Source organism: Streptomyces sp. NPDC001848, from assembly GCF_042891915.1.
Classification (GTDB): domain Bacteria; phylum Actinomycetota; class Actinomycetes; order Streptomycetales; family Streptomycetaceae; genus Streptomyces.
The window spans coordinates 266,096-285,290 of record NZ_JBIATP010000010.1 but is presented as its reverse complement, the minus strand read 5'-3'; the positions used below and the strand labels follow the sequence as shown (position 1 = coordinate 285,290).

The following is a 19,195-nucleotide window of genomic DNA, read 5'->3' as shown; positions in this document are numbered from 1 at the left end:
ATGCTCGGGGGCGTGGAGACCAGGTCCGTCAGCCCCGTTTTCGTCGGTCGCGGCGAGGAGTTGGGGGCGCTGCGGGACGCGCTCGCCCGCGCCGGTGCCGGAGAGCCCCAGGCGCTGCTCGTCGGGGGCGAGGCGGGCGTCGGCAAGACCCGGTTGCTGGAGGAGTTCACGGCGGCCGCGGCCCGCGGGGACGCCGTCGTCGCACTCGGCGGCTGCGTGGAGATCGGCGCCGACGGGCTGCCCTTCGCACCGTTCTCCACCGCCCTGCGCGCCCTGCGCCGGCAGCTTCCCGAGGAACTCGCCGAGGCCGCCGCCGGCCAGGAGGAGGAGCTCGCGCGGCTGCTGCCCGAACTCGGCGAGGCCCGCCGCGGCCCCCGGGACGACGAGGAGGGCATGGCCCGCCTCTTCGAACTCACCGCCCGCCTGCTCGAGCGGATCGCTGCCCGCCGCACCGTCGTCCTCGCCCTGGAAGACCTGCACTGGGCCGATGCCTCCACCCGCCACCTGCTCGCCTACCTCCTGCGGACGCTGCGCAGCGGCCGTCTGGTCGTCGTCGCCACCTACCGCTCCGACGACATCCACCGCCGCCACCCACTGCGCCCCCTCCTCGCCGAACTCGACCGCCTGCGCACCGTCCGCCGCATCGAGCTGGGCCGCTTCAACCGCACCGAGGTCGAACGCCAGATCGCCGGCATTCTCGGCGCCGACCCCGACCCCGCCCAGGTCGACGACATCTTCGCCCGCTCCGACGGCAACGCGTTCTTCGTGGAGGAACTGGCGGTCGCCGCCCAGGACGGCTGCTGCACCGGCCTCACCGACTCCCTGCGCGACCTCCTGCTCGTCCGTGTGGAAGCGCTGCCCGAGACCGCGCAGCGGGTCGTCCGGGCCGTGGCCGAGGGCGGCTCCACCGTCGAGTACCGCCTCCTCGCGGCCGTCGCCTCACTCGCCGAGGACGACCTCATCGAGGCCCTGCGCGCCGCCGTCGGCGCCAACATCCTGCTCGCCACCCCGGACGGCGACGGCTACCGCTTCCGCCACTCGCTGGTCCGCGAGGCCGTCAGCGACGACCTGCTGCCCGGCGAGCGCTCCCGCCTCAACCGACGCTACGCCGAAGCCCTGGAGGCCGATCCCGCACTCGTCCCCGCCGACCAGCGGGCCACCCGCCTGGCCAGCTACTGGTACCACGCGCACGACGCCGCCAAGGCCCTGCCCGCCGTCCTCGACGCCGCCGTGGAGGCCCGCCGCCGGCACGCCCACTCCGAGCAACTGCGGCTCCTGGAGCGGGCGATGGAGCTCTGGGACCTCGCCCCCGACGACGTACGGGCGGCCCTGCGGCCCGTGGACCACGCCGAGGTCTACCCGCCCTGCGGCTGCGACCCGGCCACCACACCTCTGCGCTACCTCGACCTGATGGCCGAGGCGGCGGTGGCGGGCCGACTGTGCGGGGAGCGGGAACGCGCCCTGAAGATCACCAGGCGGGCGCTGCGCCTGCTGGAGGAGGATTCCAACCCTCCCGCAGGCTCTCAACACGGTTCGAGCCGGGGGGACCCCCTGCGCGCCGCCTGGTTCTGGGTACAGCGCTCGCGACTCGTGCAGCACACGGGCCGCGGCGACGGCTGGAAGGAACTCGCCACCGCCCAGGAGCTGGTGCGCGGACTGCCGCCTTCCGAGGTGCACGCCGAGGTGCTCGCCATGGTCGCCGGCTGGTCGATGCTGCACCAGCCAGGCCCGGAAGCCTTTTCGGCTGCCGAGCGCGCCGTGGAGTACGCGCGCATGGTGGGCGCCCGCGACATCGAGCTCAACGCCCGCCTCACCCTGGGCGGCCTCCTCGTCGACGCCGGTGACATCGACACCGGGCTCGCGGAGATCTACGAGGTCAAGGAGCAGGCGGCCGCTCTCGGCGAGCCCTACGTGAGGGGCCGTCTGTATGTGAACCTGCCGTCCCACCTGGAAGGCATCGGCCGTTCCCGGGAGGCTGCCGACGTGCTCCGTGAGGGTCTGGAGATCACCCGGAAGCTGGGGCTGACGGACTCCGAGGCCTGGGTGTGGGGCAACCTCGGCGAGTCCCTCTACTCCCTGGGCCGCTGGGAGGAGGCCGCCGAGGCAGGGATCAACTCCGAGCGTGTCGGCCAGAGCGCCAAGCCCTGCGCCTTCCGCGCCACGATCCACGCGCACCTCGCTCTCGCCCGCGGCGATCTGGCCGAGGCGGCACGGCAACTGGCCGCCGCCCGTGCGTACCTGGGCACGCACGACAGCATGCCGCAGCACGAGCTGAGGCTGGAGCACGTCACCATCGGGATCGCTGCCGGTGAGGGCCGCCTCGACGACGCGCGCACCGCGCTCGCCACCGCGCTGACCAGAGGGTTTCCGCCCGGCACCCAGCGCTACGGCTGGCCGCTGCTGCTCGCCGCCGCCACCGCCGAGGCCGACGCGTTCGGGCCGGCCGTCGCCGAGCCGGGCCGCGCCGAGACACTGGGGCGGATCCGCGACACCGCGAAGACACTCGCCGCGAACGTGCCGGTGTGGCAGGCGTACGCCTGCTGGGTCCGCGCCGAGCTGCTGCGCGCCGAGGGTCGTGGCGAACCGGACGCCTGGGCGGAGGCCGTGACCGCCTTCGAGGCCCTGGACCGCCCGTACGACCTGGCCCGGGTCCGGTACCGGCTCGCCGAGTCCCTGCTGGTACCGGGTGCCGACGAGGACGCACGCGAGCGGGCCGCCGAGCTGCTGCGGCTGGCCGGGGCGGTCGCCGACCACCTCGGTGCCCGGCCGCTCGCCGACGCGGTCGCCCTGCTCGCCCGGCGCGCCCGCCTCACCCTCACCCGCGCGCCGCGGGCGGCCGCGCTCGATCCCGCCGAGTCCCTGGGACTGACCAACCGGGAGCGGGACGTGCTCCGCCTGGTCGCGGTCGGCCGCAGCAACCGACAGATAGCCGAGGAGCTGTTCATCTCCCCGAAGACGGCCAGCGTCCACGTCTCCAACATCCTGGCGAAGCTGGGCGTCGCGGGGCGGGGCGAGGCGGCGGCGGTGGCGCACCGGTTGCGGTTGTTCCCGGCGGAGGCGCCCCCTGTCCAGGCGGCGGGCTGAGGCTTACGCTGACGAGAGGCCCTGGGGAGGCGCCGTGTTCAACATGTTCGAGGAGCTGTTCGCACCGGGCCGCGAACACACCCACGATGAGAAGAAGCGCCTGGAACTGACCAGGGTGGACGTCACGGACGGCGATCCGGGCCATGGCCCGATCGATCTGGCGTCGGGCACGGTGGTCATACGCCTGCCGAAACCGGCTCCCGCCGCCCCGGAGCCCGACCGGGACTGAGCCGGGCGGCCCGCCTACGACACCTCGACCTCCAGGATCCGGTCGTCGCTCGGCGACGGCCTGCCCCGGCCGTCCGTGTTGCTCGTCGTCAGCCACAGCTTGTCGCCGCCGGCCGCGACCACGGTGCGCAGCCTGCCGTAGGCGCCGGTGAGGAAGGCCTGCGGGGGCGCCGCGGTCTCCGTGCCCTTCAGCGGGACGCACCACAGCCGCTGCCCGCGCAGACCGGCCATCCAGATCGAGCCCTCGGCGTAGGCGATGCCGCTGGGGGAGGCCTCGTCGGTGTGCCACTGGGCGATCGGGTTCTGGAACTTCGGATCGCTCGACCTGCCCTCGGCGTCCGGCCAGCCGTAGTTGGTGCCCGGCTTGATCGCGTTCAGCTCGTCCCAGGTGTCCTGGCCGAACTCGGAGGCGTACAGCCGCTGCTTGTCGTCCCAGGCCAGACCCTGCACATTGCGGTGCCCGTACGAGTAGACCACCGAGTTCCCGAAGGGGTTGCCGGGGGCCGGCTCGCCGTCGGGGGTCATGCGGAGGATCTTCCCGCCCAGCGAGTTCCGGTCCTGGGCCAGACCCCGGTCGCCCGACTCGCCGGTGCCCGCGTACAGCATGCCGTCGGGGCCGAACGCGCTACGGCCGCCGTTGTGGACGAAGCCCTTGGGGATGCCCTTGAAGACGGTGTCCGGTGCGCCGAGCTGCTCACCGGCCGGCTTCTTCGGGTCGTACAGCATACGGACGATGCGGTTGTCCGAGTCGGTCGTCAGGTAGGCGTAGATCAGGTGGTCATGGGCGTGATCGGGGGAGAGCGCGATGCCGAGCAGACCGCCCTCGCCTTCGGCGGCGACACCCGGCACCGTGCCGACGACGGTCTTCTTGCCGGTCCTGTCGTCGACCCGGGTGATCGTCCCGTCGTCCCGGGAGGAGACCAGGAGTCCGCCGCCCGGCAGCGGAGCCAGGCTCCAGGGCGTCTTCAGGTGGTCGGAGACCGTGCGCAGCACACGGACCGACCCCTTGGCCGGCGGTGTCTCTTCGGCGGTCCGTCCGGACGACGACGGCGACGCGGCGCCGGTCGGGGAACTCTCGCCCCCACCCGGTGTGCCCCCGCCACCGGAGGAGCAGCCGACCGCCAGCAGCGCGGTCGCGGCCACCACGGCCGTCACCACTCGACGTCGCACCATGCAGTCTCTCCGTCGCGGGCGTTCGCCCTTGCCTACGCTTTACGCGTCCATGGGGTTCCCGGCCGACGTCCTTCCCCGCACCCGCCGTCACATTCCGGCCACGCGCGAAACGGACCCGTTCAGTCCCACGACCCCTGCGCCGCCGGCAGTGCCGCCAGTTCCGTCAGGTCCTCGGGGGTCAGCCGCAGCACGGAGGCCGCCGCGTTCTCCGTCACCCACCGCCGCTGTTTGGCGCCCGGGACCGGGATCACGTGGGGGCCCTGGGACAGCACCCAGGACAGGGCCACCTGCGCCGGGGTGACGCCGTCACCGTGGCGGCGCGCCACCCGGCGCAGGCCGGCCACGATCGGCTGGTTCGCCGCCATCATCTCCGCCGTGAAGCGGGGGTGCCGGGCGCGCAGGTCGTCCGGTTCGAAACCCTCGCCCGGCGTCAGCGTGCCCGTCAGGAAGCCGTTGCCGAGCGGCATCGCCGCGAGGAAGCCCACGCCGCGCGCCGCGCACCACGGCAGCAGCTGGTCCAGCGCCTGGGGCGACCACACCGACAGCTCCGCCTCCACCGCGCTCACCGGGAACACCTGTTGCACCCGCTCCAGCTGCCGGATCGTTCCGTCGTACAGCCGCGTTCCGGTCCGCCGCCCGCCGCGCACCCCCACCGCGCACAGCCCCAGCGCCCGCACCTTGCCCGCCCGCACCAGGTCCGCCATCGCGCCCCAGGTCTCCTCGACGGGAACCTCCGGGTCCGCCCGGTGCAGCTGGTAGAGATCGATGACGTCCGTCTGCAGACGGCGCAGCGACGCGTCGCAGGCCCGTTTCACATAGCCGGGGCGGCCGTTGGCCACGATGTGCTGCTCGCCCACGAGCAGCCCCACCTTGGTCGACACGAAGGCCTCGGCGCGCCGCTCCTTCAGCACCCGGCCCACCAGCAGCTCGTTGGTGAACGGCCCGTACATGTCGGCGGTGTCCAGCAGCGTCACCCCCAGGTCGAGCGCCCGGTGCACCGTCCGCAGCGACTCGTCGCCCCGTTGCCGGGAGGTGGAGTACCCCCAGCTCATCGGCATGCACCCGAGTCCCACGGCCCCCACTTCGAGCGTCGCCGCGCCGATCGTCCTGCGCTCCACCTGGCCGCGTCCTCCTTTGCTGGCACCCCAAACTAACCAATGCGGCACCGGATCCTTGGCATAGCCTCCTGACCATGAGCGACGACGTTTGGCTTCCGTTCCGCGACGACGAGATAGAGGGTCTGCCCGAGGGCCTGACCTACCGCTACTGGGACGGCGGGCAGGACTTTCCCGCCGACCCGGCCGACTGCGTGTTCTACGCCGTGCCGTACATGAAGCGCCAGGACGTCAAGGTCCGGCCGCTGGAGCAGATGCGGAACCTGAAGGTCATCCAGACGCTGACGGCGGGCGTCGACGACATCACCGCCCACCTGTCGTCCGTCGTGCCGGGCGTACGGCTGTGCAACGCGCGCGGCGTGCACGAAGCGAGCACGGCCGAGCTCGCACTCGCCCTGATCCTCGCCTCGCTGCGCGGCATCCCCGGCTTCGTACGGGCTCAGGCGGAGGGGCGCTGGGAGAGCGGGTTCCACCCCGCGCTCGCCGACAGGTCCGTGCTCATCGTCGGCTACGGCGCGATCGGTGCCGCCATCGAGGACCGGCTCGCACCCTTCGAAGTCGCGCGGGTGGCGCGCGTCGCGCGCCGCGAGCGCAACACAGCGCGCGGCCTTGTGCATCCTCTCTCCCGATTGTCGGAACTTCTTCCCGACGCCGATGTCGTCGTCCTGGTCACTCCGCTCACCGAGGAGACGAAAGGCCTGGTGGACGCGGAGTTCCTGGCCCGGATGAAGGACGGTGCGCTGCTCGTCAACGTGGCGCGTGGCGGGGTCGTCGACACCAAGGCCCTGCTGGCCGAGCTGGAGTCCGGCCGTATCACCGCCGCCCTGGACGTCACCGACCCGGAACCCCTGCCCGAGGGGCACCCCCTGTGGCAGGCGCCGGGCGTGCTCATCAGCCCTCATGTCGGTGGCCCCACCTCGGCCTTCTGGCCCCGCGCCCAGCGTCTCCTCAGCTCTCAGCTGAACCGTTTCGCGCGGGAAGAACCGCTCGAGCACGTCGTCCTGACGACCGGCGGCTGAACCGGCGCCGCACGCGGGCGAGTGGGGGCGGGCAGGTCCCGGGCACGGTCGGTGCGGCGTACGGTCCGAGCCGTCCCCGGTCACCCGCGCACGCGCCCGCCGACGGTCGCACCACCGGCGCACGCACCGCTTCCGACGCACCCCCGTCCGCTTCCGGTACGCTCCGCAGTCCCCCGAACGCGGTACGTACGGGCATTCCTCCTGGTCGTCACGGAGAGTAGAGGGACTATGTCCCTGAGTGACGAAACTGGTGTATCGTCCCCGACAGGGGCTGCGCCGCGCACCGTTCGGCGCCGGGGACGGAACTTTCAGACACAGAGGGGGGCGACGGGCGATGCACGGCCTATGGACGAACGATCCGACGCGGCGCGGCCGCGGGCGACGACCCTGGCGGACCGCGACGCGCAGACGCGGTCACAGCGCTCACGGAAGCCGTCGTCACCACGGCAGCCACTGTCACCACCCAGGGCACGGCGGCCACAAGAGGCACGCCCACCCGGCGCGTCGGGCCCGGCGGGACCCGGCGCGACGGACCGGGAGGGACCGGTGAGGTCCCCGGGGGTGCTGCCGGCCCGCCGTCCGGCACCGGGCGGCCGGACGAACCCGGGTCCGCAACTCGTCCTGGCCCTGGTGTGCGCGGGATACGCCGTCGGTTCCGCGGTCGACTGGGGCTCCCGGAGCCTCGCGCTGGTCATGGGCGACTTCGGGCTGAGCGCGGCGGCCGGCACCGCGTCGGTCTCCTGCCTGCTGTACGCCCGTAGCCGCCGCAGCCGCTTTCGATCCGCCTGGCTGCTGTTCGCGCTCTCCTCCGCCATGGCCGCGCTGGGCAACGGCGTCTGGGGCTGGTACGAGGTCGTCCTCGACCGCCCCGTCCCCTCGCCCAGCTGTGCCGACCTGTTCTTCCTCTGCTTCGCTCCACCCGCGATCGTAGGACTGCTCGTGCTCGCCAAAAGGCCCGTCACCAAGGCGGGTTGGGTATGCCTGGCGCTCGACGCGTGGCTGATCGGCGGCTCGCTGCTGACGCTGTCGTGGAGCCTCGCGCTCGCGCAGGCGGCGAAGTTCGACGGGCCGAGCGTGGCGCACACCGCGCTGTCGCTCGCGTACCCGCTGCTGGACATCGCCCTGATCAGCATGGTGGTCGCCCTGCACCTCAGGCGCTCGGCGGTGCACCGCTCCGCGGTCAACACCGCCATCGGCGCTCTCGCCCTGACCGTGCTGTGCGACGCCCTGTTCACCTCGCCGCTGCTGCACAGCAGCTACCACTCGGGCCAACTGCTGGACGCGGGCTGGTTCTCCGGCTCGCTGCTCCTCGCCTACGCCCCCTGGGTCGGCGCCCGCCCCGGTCGGACGCCGGACGACGGGCACACGCGTGTGGTGCACGAACACGTCCCGGAACAGCGGCAGAGCGAACCCCGGGCCACCGGCCACGAGGAAGGGCACCGGGACCAGGACCCGGCCCCCGGGCTCCCGCAGCGCCCGGCCCACGACCGGTACCCGGCCGCACCCCCGCCGGACGCCGATCACGACCGGTACCGGGCCCCGCGCCCGATCGCCGGATCGCTGGCCGCTCTCACGCCCTACCTGGCCGCCGGCGTCTGCACCCTGGGGATCCTCTACAACGTCCTCAACGGCCACAGCGTCGACCGCGTGGTGCTCATCACCGCGGGCGCCGTCGTCCTCGCGCTCGTCGTCCGCCAGGGCATCATGCTGCTGGACAACATCACGCTCGCGCAGGAACTGGCGCAGCAGGAGAACCACTTCCGCTCCCTGGTGCAGGGCTCCAGCGACGTCATCATGATCGCCGCACCCAACGGCATCCTGAAGTACGTCTCCCCGGCCGCCGCCGGCGTCTACGGCCGGCCCGCCGAGGAACTCGTCGGCACCGAGCTCGCCGCGCTCATCCACCCCGAGGACCTGGGCTGCGTGGTGCACGAGGTGCGGCGCTTCCTCGCCGCCAGCCACACCGAGGAACCGACCACCCGTATCGAGTGCCGTTTCCGCTCCGGCGACGGCGGCTGGCTCAACGTGGAGTCCACCGTCAACCGCCACCAGGGCGGCCTGATCTTCAACAGCCGGGACGTGACCGAGCGGGTGCGCCTGCAGGCCCAGCTGCAGCACAGCGCCGAGCACGACCCGCTCACCGACCTGCCCAATCGCGCCCTGTTCACCAAGCGCGTCCAGCAGGCCCTGTCCGGCCGTCGCTCCTCCGACCGCGGCACCGCCGTCCTGTTCATCGACCTCGACGGCTTCAAGGCCGTCAACGACACCATCGGGCACCAGGCCGGCGACGAGCTCCTCGTCCAGGCCGCCCGCAGGCTCCAGGAGTCGGTGCGGCAGGGCGACACCGCAGCGCGCCTCGGCGGCGACGAGTTCGCGGCCCTCATCGTCGGCGACGGCGCCCGGGACCGTACCGCGCGCGAGAGGCACATCCTCGAACTCGCCGACCGGCTCAGGGTCACCCTCTCCCAGCCGTACGACATCGACGGCAACGATGTCCGGGTGGCCGCCTCCATCGGCGTGGCCTTCGCCGAACCGGGCCTCGGCGCCGGTGAGCTGCTGCGCAACGCCGACCTGGCCATGTACCGCGCCAAGGCCGCCGGCAAGGGCCGGGTCGAGCTGTACAAGCCCCAGATGCAGCAGGACGTCGTCCGCAAGGCCGAGCTGGCCACCCGGCTGCGGGCCGCGCTCGACGACGGCGAGTTCACCCTGCTGCACCAGCCCCTGGTGTCGCTCCAGGACGGCCGTATCGCGTCCGTCAGCGCCCGGGCACGCTGGCGGTCCTCCCAGGGCGTGCTCTTCACACCCGACGAGTTCCTGCGTGTCCCGGAGGACAGTGACAAGGCCGCCGAGCTGGGCCGCTGGATCCTCGAGGAGGCCGTACTGCAGGCCGCCGAGCGCGCCGCCGACGGACTCGCCGTACCCGTCGCCGTCCGTGTGAGCGCCCGTCGGCTGCTCGACCGCTCCCTGCCGCTCGGCTCCATCGAGGCCCTGCTCACCCGGCACGGTCTGGCGTCCGGTGCCCTGATGATCGAGCTGTCCGGCATCGACCCGCGGATCTCCCTGGAGGAGCTGGAACGCAGACTCGGCAGCCTGCGCCGGATCGGCGTCCGTATCGCCCTGGACGGCCTCGGCAGCTACGCGGCCATCACGGCGCTGCGCCGGCTCCCTCTCGACGTCCTGAAGCTGGACCGGAACCTCGTCGAGGGGGTCGTCGAGTCCGCGCGGCTGCACAAGATCACAAGTGGGCTGCTCCGCATCGCCGGCGATTTGGGCCTCATCTCCGTCGCCGACGGCGTGGACCTGCCCGAGCAGGTCGTCGCTCTGCGCGCCATGGGCTGCACGCATGGTCAGGGCATGGCATTCTCGGGCCCACTGGACGAGTACCGGCTGCGCCGGGCGCTCACATCCGGCCACTACCCGGTGCCGCACGGCCCGGCGGAGCCGGCCTTCGCGGGCGGTGCGAGTGAACGAGCCCTGGGGAGGGCCGCGGGGGTGTACACCAGTGGCGTGCCTGCCGTTTTCGGAGGCGGAACAGCCCTACGCTCACATAATGAGACTCCCGTCCCACCCACTTGACAGTAATGGCGTGCCGGGGGGAGGGTCTGTGCCATGCGCACCCGAATTCTCGTACTTGGACAGCGCGTCGGCTGAGCTGGGACCCACCGGACATGAACCGGAAAACCCAGCGACCACACCCGGCGCGCTCCCCTCGCTTGCCTCATGGCACGAGGGGTTTTTTGTTGCACAGGCACCAGTCGAGCAACGCCCGAACCTCGCCAAAACCCTCAGCATCGAGAAGAGAATGCCGATGACCGAGCAGGCCACCGGGGCCCCTCACCCGCAGCCGCGGCCCCGATCCGGAGGACAGCAGTCCGCCCCCGAGCACGTCACGGGTGCGCAGTCCCTCATCCGCTCTCTCGAGGAGGTCGGCGCCGACACCGTATTCGGCATTCCGGGTGGTGCCATCCTGCCGGCGTACGACCCGCTGATGGACTCCACGCGGGTGCGCCACGTGCTCGTGCGGCACGAGCAGGGCGCGGGGCACGCGGCCACCGGCTACGCCCAGGCCACCGGCAGGGTCGGCGTCTGCATGGCGACCTCGGGTCCCGGCGCCACCAACCTGGTGACCCCGATCGCGGACGCCCACATGGACTCGGTGCCGCTGGTCGCGATCACCGGCCAGGTCGCCTCCAAGGCGATCGGCACCGACGCCTTCCAGGAGGCGGACATCGTCGGCATCACCATGCCGATCACCAAGCACAACTTCCTGGTCACCAAGGCGGAGGACATCCCGCGGGTGATCGCGCAGGCGTTCCACATCGCCTCGACCGGCCGCCCCGGCCCGGTCCTGGTCGACATCGCCAAGGACGCCCTCCAGGCGCAGACCACCTTCTCCTGGCCGCCGGTGATGGACCTGCCAGGCTACCGCCCGGTGACCAAGCCGCACGCCAAGCAGATCCGCGAGGCCGCCAAGCTGATCACCTCCGCCAAACGGCCCGTCCTCTACGTCGGCGGCGGCGTCCTCAAGGCGCGGGCCACCGCCGAGCTGAAGGTCCTCGCGGAGCTCACCGGGGCGCCCGTCACCACCACCCTGATGGCGCTCGGCGCGTTCCCCGACAGCCACCCGCAGCACCTGGGCATGCCCGGCATGCACGGCTCGGTGGCCGCCGTCACCGCGCTGCAGAAGGCCGACCTGATCGTCGCCCTCGGTGCCCGCTTCGACGACCGCGTCACCGGCAAGCTGGACAGCTTCGCCCCGTACGCCAAGATCGTCCACGCCGACATCGACCCCGCCGAGATCGGCAAGAACCGCGCCGCCGACGTGCCGATCGTCGGTGACGCCCGCGAGGTCATCGCCGACCTGATTCAAGCGGTGCAGAAGGAGCACAGCGAGGGCCACCAGGGCGACTACACCGCCTGGTGGAACGACCTCAACCGCTGGCGCGAGACCTACCCGCTCGGCTACGACCTGCCGGAGAACGGCACGCTCTCCCCGCAGCAGGTCATCGAGCGCATCGGGCAGCTCGCGCCGCAGGGCACGATCTTCGCCGCGGGTGTCGGCCAGCACCAGATGTGGGCCGCACACTTCATCCAGTACGAGAAGCCCGCGACCTGGCTCAACTCCGGCGGCGCCGGAACCATGGGGTACGCGGTCCCGGCCGCGATGGGCGCGAAGGCCGGCGCCCCGGACCGCACGGTCTGGGCGATCGACGGCGACGGCTGCTTCCAGATGACCAACCAGGAGCTGACCACCTGCGCCCTGAACAACATCCCGATCAAGGTCGCCATCATCAACAACGGCGCTCTCGGGATGGTCCGCCAGTGGCAGACCCTGTTCTACAACCAGCGGTACTCCAACACGGTGCTGCACTCCGGCCCGGAGGACATCGACCCGCAGGCCAAGGGCACCCGCGTCCCCGACTTCGTGAAGCTGTCGGAGGCCATGGGCTGCTACGCGATCCGCTGCGAGTCCCCGGACGACCTGGACAAGGTCATCGAAGAGGCGAACTCCGTCAACGACCGCCCCGTCGTCGTCGACTTCATCGTCCACGAGGACGCGATGGTGTGGCCGATGGTCGCCGCCGGCACCTCCAACGACGAGATCATGGCCGCCCGGGACGTCCGCCCCGACTTCGGCGACAACGAGGACGACTGAGAGAGAGCTGAGTCGAGAACCATGTCCACCAAGCACACCCTCTCCGTCCTGGTGGAGAACACCCCCGGCATCCTGGCCCGGATCGCCGCCCTGTTCTCCCGCCGCGGCTTCAACATCGACTCGCTCGCGGTCGGTGTCACCGAGCACCCCGACATCTCCCGCATCACCATCGTGGTGAACGTCGAGGACCTGCCGTTGGAGCAGGTCACCAAGCAGCTCAACAAGCTCGTCAACGTGCTGAAGATCGTCGAGCTGGAGCCGTCGCAGGCCGTTCAGCGTGAACTCGTTCTGGTGAAGGTGCGCGCCGACAACGAGACGCGCTCCCAGATCGTCGAGATCGTCCAGCTGTTCCGCGCCAAGACGGTCGACGTCTCCCCGGAGGCCGTCACCATCGAGGCCACCGGGTCCGGCGACAAGCTGTCGGCCATGCTGAAGATGCTGGAGCCGTTCGGCATCAAGGAGCTGGTGCAGTCCGGCACGATCGCGATCGGCCGCGGTGCCCGTTCGATCACGGACCGCTCGCTGCGGGCCCTGGACCGGTCGGCGTAAGAAGGTGTCCGGGCGGCCGGGGGACACCGGCCGCCCGTATGCCGAGACCCCGAAACTTCCCTTCCGCCCGCCGTCATACGGTGGGACGCAACACCTGCACTCAAGGAGAGAACACAAAGTGGCCGAGCTGTTCTACGACGCTGACGCCGACCTGTCCATCATCCAGGGCCGCAAGGTCGCGGTCATCGGCTACGGCAGCCAGGGCCACGCCCACGCGCTGTCGCTGCGCGACTCGGGTGTCGACGTCCGTGTCGGTCTGCACGAGGGCTCCAAGTCCAAGGCGAAGGCCGAGGAGCAGGGCCTGCGCGTGGTGACCCCCGCCGAGGCCGCCGCCGAGGCCGACGTCATCATGATCCTCGTCCCGGACCCGATCCAGGCCCAGGTCTACGAGGAGTCCATCGCCCCGAACCTGAAGGACGGCGACGCGCTGTTCTTCGGCCACGGCTTCAACATCCGCTTCGGCTTCATCAAGCCCCCGGCCGGCGTGGACGTGTGCATGGTCGCCCCGAAGGGCCCGGGCCACCTGGTGCGCCGCCAGTACGAGGAGGGCCGCGGCGTTCCGTGTATCGCGGCCGTCGAGCAGGACGCCTCCGGCAACGCGTTCGCGCTGGCCCTGTCGTACGCGAAGGGCATCGGCGGCACCCGCGCCGGCGTCATCAAGACGACCTTCACCGAGGAGACCGAGACCGACCTGTTCGGCGAGCAGGCCGTCCTGTGCGGTGGTACCTCCGCCCTGGTGAAGGCCGGCTTCGAAACCCTGGTCGAGGCGGGCTACCAGCCGGAGATCGCCTACTTCGAGTGCCTGCACGAGCTGAAGCTGATCGTCGACCTCATGTACGAGGGCGGCCTGGAGAAGATGCGCTGGTCCGTCTCCGAGACCGCCGAGTGGGGCGACTACGTCACCGGCCCGCGCATCATCACCGACGCCACCAAGGCGGAGATGAAGCAGGTCCTCGCGGAGATCCAGGACGGCACCTTCGCCCGCAACTGGATGGACGAGTACCACGGCGGCCTGAAGAAGTACAACGAGTACAAGAAGCAGGACTCCGAGCACCTGCTGGAGACCACCGGCAAGCAGCTGCGCAAGCTCATGTCGTGGGTCAACGAGGAGGCCTGACCTCCGCTGCGGCGGTGCCCTCTGCCGGGGGCACCGCCGCACTATTGTTGTTGTCCACACCGGCAGGCCACGTCCGGGTGATCCTGCCGCGCAGGCGCAATACGACCCACGCCGCGCCACTAGACTGCTGCACAACAATCGCGTCAGGCCCACAGCGTCGTGCGTCTCCACGCGGCCAAGCGACACCTGGGAATTGCCACCCTTCCCCGGTGCCACTCCCCTCCACCGCCAGCGGCCGTCGGGACGGCCGTCCGCATTGGACATGTGAGGACTCACGTGAGCTCGAAACCCGTCGTACTCATCGCTGAAGAGCTGTCGCCCGCGACCGTCGACGCCCTCGGCCCCGACTTCGAGATCCGCCACTGCAACGGCGCCGACCGCGGGGAGCTGCTGCCCGCGATCGCCGATGTAGACGCCATCCTGATCCGCTCCGCGACGAAGGTCGACGCCGAGGCCATCGCCGCCGCGAGGAAGCTGAAGGTCGTCGCGCGAGCCGGCGTCGGCCTGGACAACGTGGACGTCTCCGCCGCCACCAAGGCCGGCGTGATGGTCGTCAACGCCCCCACCTCGAACATCGTGACCGCGGCCGAACTGGCCTGCGGTCTGATCATCTCCACCGCCCGCAACATCCCGCAGGCCAACGCCGCGCTGAAGAACGGCGAGTGGAAGCGCAGCAAGTACACCGGCGTCGAGCTCGCCGAGAAGACCCTCGGTGTCGTCGGCCTCGGCCGTATCGGTGCGCTGGTCGCGCAGCGCATGTCCGCGTTCGGCATGAAGGTCGTCGCCTACGACCCCTACGTCCAGCCTGCCCGGGCCGCGCAGATGGGCGTGAAGGTGCTGACCCTGGACGAGCTGCTCGAGGTCTCCGACTTCATCACCGTCCACCTCCCGAAGACCCCCGAGACGCTCGGCCTGATCGGCGCCGAGGCGCTGCACAAGGTCAAGCCCAGCGTGCGCATCATCAACGCCGCGCGCGGCGGGATCGTCGACGAGGAGGCGCTGTACTCGGCGCTCAAGGAGGGCCGCGTCGCGGGCGCGGGCCTCGACGTGTACGCGAAGGAGCCGTGCACGGACTCCCCGCTGTTCGAGCTCGACCAGGTGGTCTGCACCCCGCACCTCGGCGCCTCCACCGACGAGGCGCAGGAGAAGGCGGGCATCGCGGTCGCCAAGTCGGTGCGCCTGGCGCTCGCCGGCGAGCTGGTGCCGGACGCGGTGAACGTCCAGGGCGGTGTCATCGCCGAGGACGTCAAGCCGGGTCTGCCGCTCGCGGAGAAGCTCGGCCGCATCTTCACCGCGCTCGCGGGCGAGGTCGCGGTCCGGCTCGACGTCGAGGTGTACGGCGAGATCACCCAGCACGACGTCAAGGTGCTCGAACTGTCCGCGCTCAAGGGCGTGTTCGAGGACGTCGTGGACGAGACGGTCTCGTACGTCAACGCCCCGCTGTTCGCCCAGGAGCGCGGTGTCGAGGTGCGCCTGACCACCAGCTCCGAGGCCACGGACCACCGCAATGTGGTCACCGTCCGCGGCACGCTCGCCGACGGCGAGGAGGTCTCGGTGTCGGGCACGCTGGCCGGACCGAAGCACCACCAGAAGATCGTGGCGGTGGGCCAGTACGACGTGGACCTGGCGCTCGCGGAGCACATGGTCGTCCTGCGCTACACCGACCGTCCGGGTGTCGTCGGCACCCTGGGCCGCATCCTCGGCGAGGCGGGCATCAACATCGCGGGCATGCAGGTGGCCCGGGACATCGCGGGCGGCGAGGCCCTCGCGGTCCTGACGGTCGACGACACGGTGCCGCAGAACGTGCTGACGGAGGTCGCGGAGGAGATCGGAGCGACGTCCGCCCGCTCGGTGAACCTGGTCTGAGACCAGCGAACCCGGTCTGAGACCAGCACGCACGACAGTCGGGGCCCGGCCACTCATGGTGGCCGGGCCCCGACTGGTCTCGCGCCGTGATCACTCCTGGGCGTTCCGTACGTGGATCCCGCGCAGGCTCCTCGCCGCCAGTGCGGCAGCCCCCGCCAGGACCACCGTCGCGGCGATCGCCGCCCCGTGCATCCCGGTGGTGAACGCCTCCCGTGCCGCGGCCAGCAGCTCCGCTCCCGCCCGGCCCGGCATCCCGTGGGCCACCGCGAGCGCGCCGCCCAGGGTTTCGTGGGCCGGGGCCGGGGCCGATGCCGGGATCTCGTGGCGGTAGACGGCCGTACCGATGGAGCCGAGGACCGCCATGCCGAGGGCGCCGCCGAACTCGGTGCCGGTCTCCATGACGGAGGACGCCGCGCCCGCCTCTTCGACCGGGGCGGTGCTCAGGGCGAGGTCGGACAGCTGGGACATCACCATGACGACCCCGGAGGCGAGGACGCCGGCGGCGGCGAGGGTGAGCCACAGGGAGTCGGTGCCGGTCAGCACGAGCATGCCGTATCCGGCGGCGCTGACCGCGAAGCCGGTGGCGACGACGTACCCCCGGTTGGCGCCCTTCTGGACGAGCTGGGTGGTGACCGGTCCCGCGACACCGATGAGGACCGAGGGGAGCAGGCTCCACAACGCGGCCTGAAGGGGGCTCTTGCCGAGGACCGACTGCAGGTACTGGGTGGTGAAGAGGGCCGAACCCATCATCCCGAAGGCGGAGACCAGGGTGAGCACGACCGACGGGGTGAAGCCGCGGGCACGGAACAGGGCCGGTGAGATCAGCGGGGAGGCCGCGGTGCGCTGCCGGTGGACGAACAGCGCGGCGAAGAGCAGCCCGGCAGCGACCGACACGACGTACGGAACGTGCCGGCCCTCGGAGGCGATCTCCTTCAGGCCGTAGATCACGGGGAGCACGGCGGCCATCGACAGCGGGACGCTCACCCAGTCGAAGCGGCCGGGGTTCGCGCTGCGGGACTCGGGGAGCAGGACCGGGCCGAGGGCGAGCAGGAGCAGCATCGCGGGCAGGTTGACCAGGAAGACCGAGCCCCACCAGAAGTGCTCGACGAGGACGCCGCTCATCACCGAGCCGAGCGCGATCCCGCCCGTCATCACGCCCGACCACAGGCCGATCGCCTTCGCGCGCTGGCCGGGGTCGGTGAACATCGTGCGCAGCAGGGCCATGGTGGACGGCATCAGGGTGGCTCCGCCGATGCCGAGCACCGCCCGGGCGGCGATCAGGGTCTCGGCACTGTTCGCGTAGGCCGCGAGCACCGAGGCGGCGCCGAAGGCGGCGGCGCCCGTCAGGAGCAGTCGGCGGCGGCCGAAGCGGTCGCCCAGGGAGCCCATCGTCATCAGCAGGCCGGCCAGGACGAAGCCGTAGATGTCGAAGATCCACAGCTGCTGGGTGCTGCTCGGCTGCAGGTCCGCGCTGATCGCCGGGATGGCGAAGTAGAGGACCGAGACGTCCATCGAGACCAGCAGCAGAGGAAGCATCAGGACGCCCAGGGCGGTCCATTCACGGCGGCCGGCACGGGCTTTCGCGGGCGGTGCGGTCGTGGTCGTGCTCGTCGGGTTCGTCATGGCAGCGACTGTACGGGCGTCCTAAACGGTTGTCTAGTACGAGCGTTTAAATCGATTGTCTAGGACGGTCGTATGGATCGGGGTAAGGTGGTCGCATGGGACACCGTGAGGATCTGCTCGAAGGCGCCAAGCGCTGCCTGTTGGAGAAGGGGTTCGCGCGTACGACGGCGCGCGACATCGTCAGGGAGTCGGGGACCAACCTGGCGTCGATCGGTTACCACTACGGGTCGAAGGACGCGCTGCTCGCACAGGCCTATGTGGCGCTGGTCGAGGAGATGTCCGACGCCTTCGAGGGGAGTGAGGAGATCCGTGGCGAGCCCGGCTCGCTGGAACGGTTCCGGGAGGTGTGGTCCAACATCATCGCGACCATGCGGGAGCCCGGTTCCCTGTGGCGGCTGAGCGTGGAGATCGTGGCGATGGGCGACCAGATGCCCGAGCTGCGCGACCACCTGGCGCGCGCCCAGCGGGAGGGCTCGCGCGGCTTCGTGGCGTTCTTCACGGGCATGCGCGAGGAGGACGTCCCGGAGGAGACCGTGGACACGCTCGGCACCTTCTACACGACCCTGATGCTCGGGCTCATCACGCAGTGGACCTTCGACCCGAAGAGCGCCCCCGACGCCGACCGGCTCACCGAGGGGCTGCGCCAGGTGATCGCGGGAGTCGAGCGGAGCTGACGCCCGGTCAGCGCGTGGTCAGCACCATCCGGAAGCGGGCGGCGCCGGAGAGCATCTTCTGGTACGCCTCGCCCGCCTGGTCCAGGGTTACGGTCTCGATCATCGGGCGGATCCCGTGCAGGGCGCTGAACGCCATGGTGTCCTCCACGTCTCGCGCAGTGCCGGACGGATGGCCGCGCACCACCCTGCCCCGCATGATCAGCTGGCCGGGGCTGACCCCCAGCGGCTCGGGAGCCGCACCGATGACCACCAGTTCGCCGCGGTGCGACAGCCCGTCCACGGTCGCCGTGATGGCCTCGGAGTTGCCCGCGGTGGCCAGGACGACCTTGGCGCCGCCGAGCGACTGCAGCGCCTCCGCGACGGAGGTGCCCGCCGTGCTGTCGACGTAGTGATGGGCGCCGAGCTGCTTGGCAAGGCCGGCCTTCTCGGCTCCGCGGGCGATCGCCACGGTCTCGAAGCCCATGGCGGCCGCGTACTGCACCCCGAGGTGGCCGAGGCCGCCGATGCCGAGCACGGCGATCAGATCGCCCGGCTGTGCGGAGCTGCGCCGCAGCCCGTTGTACGTGGTCACCCCCGCACACGCCATGGGCCCGGCGTCGGTCGCCGCCAGCGCGTCGGGGATGCGGGCCAGGGCGTCGGCCGGCGCGGTCACCGCCTGGGCGAAGCCTCCGTCGTACGCCCATCCGGGCACCTTCAGGTTGTCACACACGACGAAGTCGCCCTGTCGGCAGGGCATGCAGTGGCCGCAGCTGCCCCCGAACCACCCCACCGCCACCCGGTCGCCGACCTGCCAGCCCCTCTCCTGCACCCCCTCGCCGAGCTCCTCGATGCGCCCGGCGATCTCGTGTCCGGGCACCACCGGGAACGTGATGCCCGGCAGCCCGGCGTTCACGAACAAGGCGTCGCTGTGGCAGATCCCGCACGCCTCCACGGCCACCCGTACCTGGCCGGGCCCCGGCTGCGGCACCTCACGCTCGACGACCTCGAACGGGCCGCCGGCGGCGGCCACCTGCGCGACTCGATACGTACTCATGGGCTTCTCCCGAAGACGGGTACGACGGGCCCCCGCACCCAGCAGACCAGCTTCGGCC

At 71.4% G+C, this 19,195-nt stretch carries 13 protein-coding genes; 9 read left to right on the top strand and 4 right to left on the bottom strand.

The features are described from left to right. Both ACFYZJ_RS22345 and ACFYZJ_RS22340 read left to right on the top strand, forming a co-directional pair. Complete coding sequence (locus tag ACFYZJ_RS22345) at nt 1-3,084, top strand: AAA family ATPase (protein WP_388570657.1); 3,084 nt, start codon at nt 1-3, stop codon at nt 3,082-3,084. 34 nt (nt 3,085-3,118) lie between these two features. After that, nucleotides 3,119-3,313, top strand: coding sequence for a DUF6191 domain-containing protein (locus tag ACFYZJ_RS22340; protein ID WP_388570655.1), 195 nt, complete (start codon nt 3,119-3,121; stop codon nt 3,311-3,313). Nucleotides 3,314-3,327: 14 nt separating this feature from the next. Here the strand turns inward: ACFYZJ_RS22340 and ACFYZJ_RS22335 are convergent, their stop codons facing one another. After that, nucleotides 3,328-4,485 (bottom strand): PQQ-dependent sugar dehydrogenase, encoded by a 1,158-nt coding sequence (locus ACFYZJ_RS22335; RefSeq protein WP_388570653.1) that lies wholly within the window; start codon nt 4,483-4,485, stop codon nt 3,328-3,330. A 119-nt stretch (nt 4,486-4,604) separates the two neighbouring features. Continuing rightward, nucleotides 4,605-5,603, bottom strand: a complete 999-nt coding sequence (locus tag ACFYZJ_RS22330) for an aldo/keto reductase (protein WP_388570651.1) — start codon at nt 5,601-5,603, stop codon at nt 4,605-4,607. A gap of 74 nt (nt 5,604-5,677) precedes the next feature. Between ACFYZJ_RS22330 and ACFYZJ_RS22325 the strand changes: the two genes are divergently transcribed. From ACFYZJ_RS22325 to serA, 6 genes are all read left to right on the top strand, one after another. After that, entirely contained in the window at nt 5,678-6,619 is a 942-nt protein-coding gene (locus ACFYZJ_RS22325) for a 2-hydroxyacid dehydrogenase (protein WP_388570649.1), read from the top strand. 345 nt (nt 6,620-6,964) lie between these two features. After that, on the top strand, nt 6,965-10,195 hold the full coding sequence (locus ACFYZJ_RS22320; RefSeq protein ID WP_388570647.1) for an EAL domain-containing protein: 3,231 nt from the start codon (nt 6,965-6,967) through the stop codon (nt 10,193-10,195). Between the two features lie 232 nt (nt 10,196-10,427). Then, complete coding sequence (locus ACFYZJ_RS22315) at nt 10,428-12,275, top strand: acetolactate synthase large subunit (RefSeq protein ID WP_388570645.1); 1,848 nt, start codon at nt 10,428-10,430, stop codon at nt 12,273-12,275. Between the two features lie 21 nt (nt 12,276-12,296). Continuing rightward, on the top strand, nt 12,297-12,824 hold the full coding sequence (gene ilvN, locus ACFYZJ_RS22310) for an acetolactate synthase small subunit (protein WP_388570643.1): 528 nt from the start codon (nt 12,297-12,299) through the stop codon (nt 12,822-12,824). Nucleotides 12,825-12,942: 118 nt separating this feature from the next. Then, nucleotides 12,943-13,941 carry a ketol-acid reductoisomerase gene (gene ilvC / locus ACFYZJ_RS22305; RefSeq protein WP_388570641.1) on the top strand — a complete coding sequence of 333 codons (999 nt, stop codon included), beginning with the start codon at nt 12,943-12,945 and terminating at the stop codon, nt 13,939-13,941. A gap of 276 nt (nt 13,942-14,217) precedes the next feature. Further along, nucleotides 14,218-15,807, top strand: coding sequence for a phosphoglycerate dehydrogenase (gene serA, locus ACFYZJ_RS22300; protein WP_388570640.1), 1,590 nt, complete (start codon nt 14,218-14,220; stop codon nt 15,805-15,807). A gap of 90 nt (nt 15,808-15,897) precedes the next feature. On the opposite strand, the gene ACFYZJ_RS22295 is transcribed toward serA, so the two are convergent. Then, nucleotides 15,898-17,430, bottom strand: coding sequence for an MFS transporter (locus ACFYZJ_RS22295; protein WP_388570638.1), 1,533 nt, complete (start codon nt 17,428-17,430; stop codon nt 15,898-15,900). 95 nt (nt 17,431-17,525) lie between these two features. Between ACFYZJ_RS22295 and ACFYZJ_RS22290 the strand changes: the two genes are divergently transcribed. Beyond that, nucleotides 17,526-18,104 carry a TetR/AcrR family transcriptional regulator gene (locus ACFYZJ_RS22290; RefSeq protein WP_388570636.1) on the top strand — a complete coding sequence of 193 codons (579 nt, stop codon included), beginning with the start codon at nt 17,526-17,528 and terminating at the stop codon, nt 18,102-18,104. A 7-nt stretch (nt 18,105-18,111) separates the two neighbouring features. Here the strand turns inward: ACFYZJ_RS22290 and ACFYZJ_RS22285 are convergent, their stop codons facing one another. Further along, nucleotides 18,112-19,137, bottom strand: coding sequence for an alcohol dehydrogenase (locus ACFYZJ_RS22285; protein ID WP_388570635.1), 1,026 nt, complete (start codon nt 19,135-19,137; stop codon nt 18,112-18,114). Nucleotides 19,138-19,195 lie beyond the last annotated feature (58 nt).